At 44.8% G+C, this 8131-nt stretch carries 8 protein-coding genes; 1 reads left to right on the top strand and 7 read right to left on the bottom strand.

Annotated features, from left to right (window positions below):
• Positions 1-1202: YadA-like family protein (locus JFC08_RS13960; RefSeq protein WP_276529651.1), on the top strand; the 1202-nt coding region annotated here is incomplete at its 5' end.
• 293 nt (positions 1203-1495) lie between these two features.
• On the opposite strand, the gene JFC08_RS12410 is transcribed toward JFC08_RS13960, so the two are convergent.
• The 7 genes from JFC08_RS12410 to JFC08_RS12380 all read right to left on the bottom strand — a co-directional run bounded on the left by JFC08_RS12410 (position 1496) and on the right by JFC08_RS12380 (position 8103).
• Positions 1496-2173 (bottom strand): HupE/UreJ family protein, encoded by a 678-nt coding sequence (locus tag JFC08_RS12410; protein ID WP_198330926.1) that lies wholly within the window; start codon positions 2171-2173, stop codon positions 1496-1498.
• A gap of 105 nt (positions 2174-2278) precedes the next feature.
• Complete coding sequence (gene ureG, locus JFC08_RS12405; protein ID WP_198330925.1) at positions 2279-2932, bottom strand: urease accessory protein UreG; 654 nt, start codon at positions 2930-2932, stop codon at positions 2279-2281.
• Positions 2933-2970: 38 nt separating this feature from the next.
• On the bottom strand, positions 2971-3786 hold the full coding sequence (locus tag JFC08_RS12400; protein ID WP_198330924.1) for an urease accessory protein UreF: 816 nt from the start codon (positions 3784-3786) through the stop codon (positions 2971-2973).
• Positions 3779-4372: an urease accessory protein UreE gene (ureE, locus tag JFC08_RS12395; RefSeq protein ID WP_198330923.1), complete on the bottom strand. Its 594-nt coding sequence runs from the start codon at positions 4370-4372 to the stop codon at positions 3779-3781. The genes JFC08_RS12400 and ureE overlap by 8 nt, the downstream gene beginning before the upstream one ends.
• Positions 4373-4446: 74 nt before the next feature.
• Complete coding sequence (gene ureC / locus JFC08_RS12390; protein ID WP_227697771.1) at positions 4447-6573, bottom strand: urease subunit alpha; 2127 nt, start codon at positions 6571-6573, stop codon at positions 4447-4449.
• A 74-nt stretch (positions 6574-6647) separates the two neighbouring features.
• Positions 6648-6950: an urease subunit gamma gene (gene ureA / locus JFC08_RS12385; RefSeq protein ID WP_010200554.1), complete on the bottom strand. Its 303-nt coding sequence runs from the start codon at positions 6948-6950 to the stop codon at positions 6648-6650.
• 136 nt (positions 6951-7086) lie between these two features.
• On the bottom strand, positions 7087-8103 hold the full coding sequence (locus JFC08_RS12380) for an urease accessory protein UreD (protein WP_198330922.1): 1017 nt from the start codon (positions 8101-8103) through the stop codon (positions 7087-7089).
• Between the last annotated feature and the right edge of the window lie 28 nt (positions 8104-8131).

The following is an 8131-nucleotide window of genomic DNA, read 5'->3' as shown; positions in this document are numbered from 1 at the left end:
GCAAAGCAACTGAGACTTTAACCGCCTCCAAAGGCTACACCGATGATAAAGCAACTGAGACTTTAACCGCCTCCAAAGGCTACACCGATGATAAAGCAACCGAGACTTTGACCGCCTCCAAAGGCTACACCGACGGCAAAGCAACTGAGACTTTAACCGCCTCCAAAGGTTACACCGATGATAAAGCAACCGAGACTTTGACCGCATCAAAAGGTTACACCGACGGCAAAGCAACTGAGACTTTGACCGCCTCCAAAGGCTATACCGACGGCAAAGCAACTGAGACTTTAACCGCATCAAAAGGTTACACTGACGGCAAAGCAACCGAGACTCTAGCATCGTCACAAAGTTATACAAATGATCAGGTATTGAGCGTTAAACAGGACATTGCTGCACAGCATAAATACCTAAGCATCAATGGTGGTACGTCTGCAGAAGCGATTGCTAGTGGAGACAACGCAATGGCTTTAGGCACTAATGCGGCGGCGCAGGGCAAGCAATCTATCGCAATGGGAGATGGTGCTCAAGCAATTGGTGAGCAAGCTATCAGCATTGGCACTGGTAATAAAGTGACTGGAAATCATTCAGGTGCGATTGGCGATCCAAGTACGGTCAGTGGCAATAACAGCTATAGTATGGGCAATAATAATACTGTGTCTGGCGACAATACTTTTGTGCTCGGCAATAATGTCAATACTACTGCAAAAAACGCCGTGGTACTCGGCAATGACTCTAGCTCTAACCGTGAAAACACAGTGTCGGTTGGTTCGGATCTTAACCAGCGTCAGATTATCAATGTTGCTAATGGTACCGCTGATAATGACGCAGTCAATGTCAGTCAGTTACAAGACGCAAAAACAAGCGCTATTGAAACCTCGAACACTTATACTGATACTAAATTTAATGCTCTAAATGACTCTATTCACAATTATCTGCAAGATAACGGACAGCGTTTTAAGGAAATTGATGATCGTTTTGATCGTCAAGGTGCGATGAGTGCTGCGATGTTAAACATGGCAACCAGCACGTCAGGTCTACAAGGTAAGAACCGTATAGGCGTGGGCGCAGGTTTTCAGGGTTCTGAGCAAGCGGTTTCCTTAGGATATCAGCGTGTCATTAATCCCAATACCAGCTTTAGTCTCGGTGGTGCTTTTACAAAAGATGAGAACTCTGGTGGCATGGGTATGGGCTTTAGCTGGTAAGCATTAAGTAAACCAAACGCCAGAAAAAGGACATTAATTTGTCCTTTTTTTTCTGATTGCCATTTTTACTTATTATCTAAAGCTTCTTATAGCCCAAACCTTTTTGAATGCTAATCCTGCCGCGAGCTAAGCGGTCGCTTGAGCGGCCTTATTTCTTTAAGAGTTTCTTTAAGAGCTGCCATAAGCTCAGGGGCATAAGGCAATGTCACAAGGCAATTTATATAATGTCACCTGCGTGCATTACACTTCAACTTACTACCGTGTTAAATAACTCTGTGTATAAATTAACAAAGTTACCCTAACAGCACACCGCATAAACCGACAACAGCTATAACACGTTGAATAATCAAACTGTCTTGTAGGTGAGTGTTTAGATATGTGGCAAATCCTTTGCCGATAGTATATAGACCTAGCATGGCAACAATCATACCCGTAAAGAAGCCAGCGGTATTACTGTTTGCAGGCACTTCGATTGCATGAGCAGCACCGTGGAACATAGCAAGCGCACCAAAGCCAATGACTAAGAATTTATACACAGTTTTGACGGACATCTCGTGGCCTTGATTCAATGCCACATTAAAGTAGCGGCTCATAAGTGCCATGGTCAGTAGTACGATAGAGAGTAGAATACCGTATTCAATAAACAGGCTATTCAAGCTCACACTTAAACTCAGTACAAATCCTGCTACTAGACCAATTAACAGTGCTACAAAGCCTTTTTTAAAGCTGTGCATTTGAGTAAATAGCATGCCCATGCCCAGCGCTAACATCAGATGGTCGAACCCAGTCAAAGGGTGCAATATACCAGACAATATTGAAAGGCTAAATGAGCCATCTGCTGCCATCAAGCCATGCCCAGGGTGAGCAAATGCGAGTGTTGGTAGCAACGATAACAGTGCTAAGCTACTGATTATGGTGGTTTTTTGGAGGATATTTTTGCGTGTCATCGTTTTGGCTGTGTCTGTTGTCATGATAAATCCTTAATAAATAAACAAATCGATATAAAAACTGACTGATAATCCACTGATCCATCAGCGGTTTGTAGAGCACTTATTGATGCCATTACCTAAGGCATTCTACGCCACACTTAACATGCCTTTATCTAAGATAAAAGCAACAATGTCATCAAGACCTTCGCCTGTTTTCATGTTACTAAATACCACAGGCTTATCACCGCGCATTTTTTTGGCATCATGTGCCATCACCTCAAGTGACGCGCCTACGAAAGGGGCAAGGTCGGTTTTATTGATAATGAGCAAGTCCGATTTCATGATACCAGGGCCGCCTTTACGAGGAATTTTATCGCCTGCAGACACGTCAATGACATATAGTGTCAAGTCGGACAATTCAGGGCTAAAAGTTGCTGCCAAATTATCGCCACCAGACTCGATGATAATAAGCTCAAGACCTGCAAATTGCTGCTGTAATTCGGCGATGGCAGATAAGTTAATTGAGGCATCTTCACGGATGGCAGTATGCGGGCAGCCACCGGTTTCAACACCGCGAATGCGCTCAGCTGGCATCGCCTCATGACGGGTTAAAAATTCAGAGTCTTCTTTGGTATAAATATCATTAGTTACCACGGCCATATTGATATCATCCCGCAGGCGTTGACATAGTCTCAGCGTCAATGCCGTTTTTCCTGAGCCTACAGGGCCGCCAATACCTAAGCGTAGAGGAGAGAGCGTCGTTTCTACATTTTTGTTTTCGACTTTGGGTGTTAGGGCCATAAATAAAGTTCCTTGATGAGAGTTGTGTATATTAGCGATTAAGAGCGAAATAGGCGGCTATATTGCCTTTCATGCTGACAAGACAGTATGGCTAAATTTGGTAGGTTGGCGGACATATGTAGCTGTTGATAGAGAAGATTTAGCTTAAATGTTGTTATATCAGAGCAATCAGTCATTAACGCCATATGTTGAACGTGCGAAAATTTTTGCTGGACGTTAGCAGCCAGTGGCTGTATTTTCTGACTTAATAGCTGTTGCAGCTGCCAAATGATGCGCTGTCCTGCCATTTGTCCAAGCGGTACGGTCTTGACCGCAGCCAGCACCATATTTTCGATTTGACCAAAGGCGTAGGTGGTCATGGCTTGTACAGGGTTAAATTGCCAGTGCGAGCTGATATGGGCAAACAGTGGCAAAAACCCATGGGCGAGTAAGCTATCAGGCACATTAAGCTCAAGAACATTATCTAGCCATGCGGATAAAGACAGCGCCAATTGACTTGACTCATAGACGAACTCTTTGGTTTCGCGGCTAGCGTGATAATCGGCACCTAAAGCATCAGTAAGTGCGACGTCATCAATCATAAGTGCCTCCATAATCAGCGCCAGTAGCGGCAGCTCATAATGACACAATGCCAACTCCAGATAATCACTCATAAATGCTAAACAACTGCTTTCATCATGAATAAGCCCTGACTCGATAGCAGGCTCTATGCCTTGCGAGTAGGTATAACTGCCAATAGGTAAGTTGCTTGACGCCAGCATGAGCAAACGTCCAGTTACCTCTATATTATTCAGAACATTTATACCTTGTGCGGTACGGGTAGTCTGCTGTGAGTGTATGGCATGATTAGTCATGAGTCTGCTCATGATTACGGCTATGGCTGTGAGCGTCAGAGTGATTATGCTGATGGTTATCGCTATGTGCATGACTGTGACTGTGATCACGATTGTGGCTATGAGAGTGAGAATGTCCGCCGTGCTCACCTTTATAGGCACCAGTCTCTGGCTCAAATGGCGCTTGTACGGCTTGGGTATGTAGGCCAAGTTGATGTAACATCGCTTCTAAAACATGGTCAGGCTCAAAGTAGAGGGCAGTAGGGGTCAGCATTAAAGGCACATGGCGGTTGCCTAAATGGTAAGCGCCTTTCATAAGGTCAAAGTTATTATCGGCAGTCACTTCTATCAAGGCTTGCTTGGCAGCCATAATCTGTATCAAGTTGCCTTGATAGTCTGCTAAAACACTGCCATTCTTAATGGTTTCCGTACGTGGCAAATCAACACCAATGGATTTTTGGTGCTGGGTTTCTGCTTTAAAACGGCTACGCTGACGGGTGTCGAAATCTAAATATAAAAAGTTTTCTGCCTGTTTTTGCCTATCAATAATTGCTTGTTGTTCAGCGCTAAGGGTTGATAGATCAAGACGTTGCGTATAAATGTTCATAATTATGTTTATAGTCCGTTAAAGTAGATGGTTGACAGCTGATGGTAGATTATCAGCACGACAATAAAAAGCAGCTAGAATAAAAAATAGCGCTGTGCCATCGGTAGATAGTCGGCAGGCTCACAGGTCAACAGCTCACCATCGGCGTACACTTCATAGGTTTCTGGGTTGACCTCCATCTTAGGACAGTAGCTATTAAACTTCATGTCTTGTTTACGTACCTTACGAATGTTGTGTACCGCTTTAATGACCTTTTCTAACCCTAATTGCCTATCAACGCCTTTGTCTATCGCAGCACTTGACATAAAGGTGATGCAAGTCTGCGCCACTGTTTTGGGGAAGCTACCAAACATGCTGCGATAGTGCACAGGCTGCGGGGTTGAAATGGAAGCATTGAGGTCGCCCATGGACGCTGCCGCAATCAAGCCGCCTTTAATGATAAGGTCGGGCTTTACGCCAAAAAATGCAGGCGACCATAAAATTAAATCCGCCCATTTATCTACTTCAATGGATCCTACTTCGTCACTAATGCCATGAGTGATGGCAGGATTGATGGTGTATTTTGCGAGATAGCGTTTGATACGAAAATTATCATTGCTGCTATCAGAGTCAGTGGGACTTAGCATGATATTTTCTAATGCGTGCTCAGTTTTAGCCGATTGATCAGGAGCCAGATGACCGCGTTGGGCTTTCATTTTATCAGCCGTTTGCCACGTGCGAATAATGACTTCTCCTACGCGTCCCATCGCTTGCGAATCACTACTCATCATGGAGATGGCACCCATATCTTGTAAAATGTCTTCGGCGGCAATGGTTTCTTTACGAATACGACTTTCTGCAAAAGCGACATCTTCAGCAATGGCTGGGCTTAGATGGTGACAAACCATGAGCATGTCGAGATGCTCGTCAATGGTATTAATGGTGAAAGGGCGCGTCGGGTTGGTTGATGAGGGTAAAACATTGGTTTCGCCAATAGCTTTTAAGATATCTGGGGCATGACCGCCGCCAGCGCCTTCGGTATGGAAGGTGTGAATACAGCGGTCTTTAAACGCGCCTAGAGTGCTATCTAAATAGCCGCTTTCATTTAACGTATCAGTATGAATCGCCACTTGCACATCATATTCTTCAGCCACGCTAAGGCAGTTATCAATGGCTTTGGGCGTGGAGCCCCAGTCTTCATGAAGCTTAAGACCTATAGCACCCGCTTCAATCTGCTCTACAATGGGGGCAGGTAAACTGACGTTGCCTTTACCTAAGAATCCAATATTCATCGGAATAGCATCAGTGGCTTTTAGCATACTGTGAATATGATAAGCACCAGGCGTACAAGTGGTGGCAAGAGTACCTTCAGCAGGCCCCGTGCCACCGCCTAACATCGTGGTTACACCAGACATCAATGCCGTCTCACACTGCTGCGGTGCAATGAAGTGAATATGACTATCGATCCCGCCAGCAGTTAAGATTTTACCTTCTCCTGCGATAATTTCGGTAGCCGCGCCAATAGGTAACGTCACCTTAGGCTGAATATCAGGGTTACCGGCTTTACCGATACCGCTAATGCGACCGCCCTTAATAGCGACATCTGCCTTGTAGATACCGCTGTAGTCCACAATCAAAGCATTGGTAATAATAGTGTCGGCAACTTGGTCACCTAGCAGCTGTGATTGACCCATACCGTCGCGGATTACCTTGCCGCCACCAAATTTGACCTCTTCACCAATGCTGATGCTATCAGTATGTTGGTCACTGTGACTGGTCAAATCATATTCAACCTCAAGCCATAAATTTGTATCGGCTAAGCGTACCTTATCTCCTGTGGTAGGGCCAAAATGTTCGGCATAAATACGTCGGTCAATGCGTTTTTTCGAGGTATTTTGAGAGATTTTAAGGTCTACAACGCCCATAACCTCGCCTGAAAAACCATAAATGTGCTGTCTACCTGAAATGGCAACCAGCTCCACTTCACGCGCTTGGCCCGGCTCAAAGCGTACAGCAGTACCAGATAAGATATTGAGTCGATAGCCAAGCGTCGACTCTCGATCAAAGCTCAGTGCTGCATTGACTTCATAGAAGTGATAATGAGAACCGATTTGAATAGGGCGGTCGCCGGTATTGATTACCGTTATGGTTTGAACATATCGACCAGCGTTCAAAGCCATATCGCCTGCTTTAATATTATATTCGCCTGCTTTCATTGTCATTTTTATTATCCTTAATCGTCTTACGGCAATGGCTCTCGTTCAATATCGTTTTATACGGCTTTACAACAAGCAAGCTATACGATGGGGTTATGTACCGTCACCAGCTTAGTGCCATCGGGGAAAGTGGCTTCAACTTGGACATCATGTATCATCTCTGCAATGCCTTCCATGACGTCATCGGCAGAGAGGTAAGTGGCTCCTTCACTCATTAGTTGCGCCACGGTTTTGCCATCACGCGCGCCTTCCATCAGTAGCATGCTGATATAAGCGATAGACTCAGGATAATTAAGCTTGACGCCACGATTCTTACGACGTTCCGCTACCATACCGGCTGTAAATAGTAAGAGTTTATCTTTTTCGGTAGGATTTAACTGCATAAAACTTCCTTAATAATTATTGTCTTTTGAAGACTATGATTCGTTTTTAATCTTTATAAAATAAATAGGCTAAGTATAGTCATTCTGGTTTGATTCAGCACTGTTTAAGGATGAGAGTATGCAGGAGTACATGATATTAAGTGTCCCAAATCCTTGGTCGATGAGGCTCAAGCGTGTACCATTTAGACCTGATAAGCTCGCGAATTTGGTAAAAAGCCTCAAAGCAAGCGCGCACATCTGCTCCTAAATAACGGCAATTGATACCTTGAAAATTGTGAGTACAGTGAATGGGGAGTGACTGCTGATCAATGAGGCTGCGTATCTCGGTAATAGTGGCATCTAAATATTGGCCGAGCTTGAGCGGATTATTCTGTAGTTCTGGCGCAATAACCTCTGTGCTAGGTATTGCCCAAAAAGAGCCATGCACATGTTGATTATTCAGTCCTAATGGTGAGGTAAACCAGCGCGTATTGGCTGGCTGGGAGATGCATTCGCTGACCAATAAATTACTCTCACGCCATATCTCTAAGCGGTTGGCATAATGACCATTAGCAAACGTCTCTTGATACGCTTGACGTCCGAACACAGAAATATCCCAAGTCAATAAACTTGCCGTCTTAGCCAAATAAAAGCGATTATTGGCAGTAGAGACAGAGTGATCGTAATAGATACTTTCTTGAGGTAGCCATTCAAGGACAGCGCGGTCATCGAGGCGGGCGTCGATAGATTGTTCTGCGCTAACGGTATTGTGGATAATATGGGAACAGGAGCTATTGTAGAGAGGATGGTCAGAGTCATTGCTAGTTGTATCCTGAGCCCCGTTGGGAAATTTTGATGAGTCGCTAGGTCTAGAGGATCGTAATGATTTGCGTTGCCCGTACCATTTGCCGGCTCCAGGGGTGGTAATCACCGCATGGCTATTAGAGTGTAGGTTAAACTCCAATGTTAAGCGGTCATCATCAGCAATACCAGCAGGAGGATACAACACATAAATATGGCAAATCCCTGCTTGGCTGTTATCAGTACTATCAGGCTCAGGATACAGCGCGCGCTGCACCATGAGTGCGCCAGTATGGGCACGATGACACAGCCGAGTTTTTGCAGCAGTAGAGGCGCAGTCGAAATGGAGCTGTAGTGAGGATTGCCAAGTCAAAATTGTATTCCCTTTTATAAAGTGTCTT

This window comes from Psychrobacter cibarius, from assembly GCF_016107535.1.
GTDB lineage: Bacteria > Pseudomonadota > Gammaproteobacteria > Pseudomonadales > Moraxellaceae > Psychrobacter > Psychrobacter cibarius.
This window is presented reverse-complemented; position numbering and strand designations above follow the sequence as displayed.

What these genes read in the sequence shown, in the direction of transcription:
- JFC08_RS12410 (WP_198330926.1), bottom strand. Translation starts at nt 2,173, where the DNA reads ATGACAACAGACACAGCCAAAACGATGACACGCAAAAATATCCTCCAA.
- ureG (WP_198330925.1), bottom strand. Translation starts at nt 2,932, where the DNA reads ATGGCCCTAACACCCAAAGTCGAAAACAAAAATGTAGAAACGACGCTC.
- JFC08_RS12400 (WP_198330924.1), bottom strand. Translation starts at nt 3,786, where the DNA reads ATGACTAATCATGCCATACACTCACAGCAGACTACCCGTACCGCACAA.
- ureE (WP_198330923.1), bottom strand. Translation starts at nt 4,372, where the DNA reads ATGAACATTTATACGCAACGTCTTGATCTATCAACCCTTAGCGCTGAA.
- ureC (WP_227697771.1), bottom strand. Translation starts at nt 6,573, where the DNA reads ATGACAATGAAAGCAGGCGAATATAATATTAAAGCAGGCGATATGGCT.
- ureA (WP_010200554.1), bottom strand. Translation starts at nt 6,950, where the DNA reads ATGCAGTTAAATCCTACCGAAAAAGATAAACTCTTACTATTTACAGCC.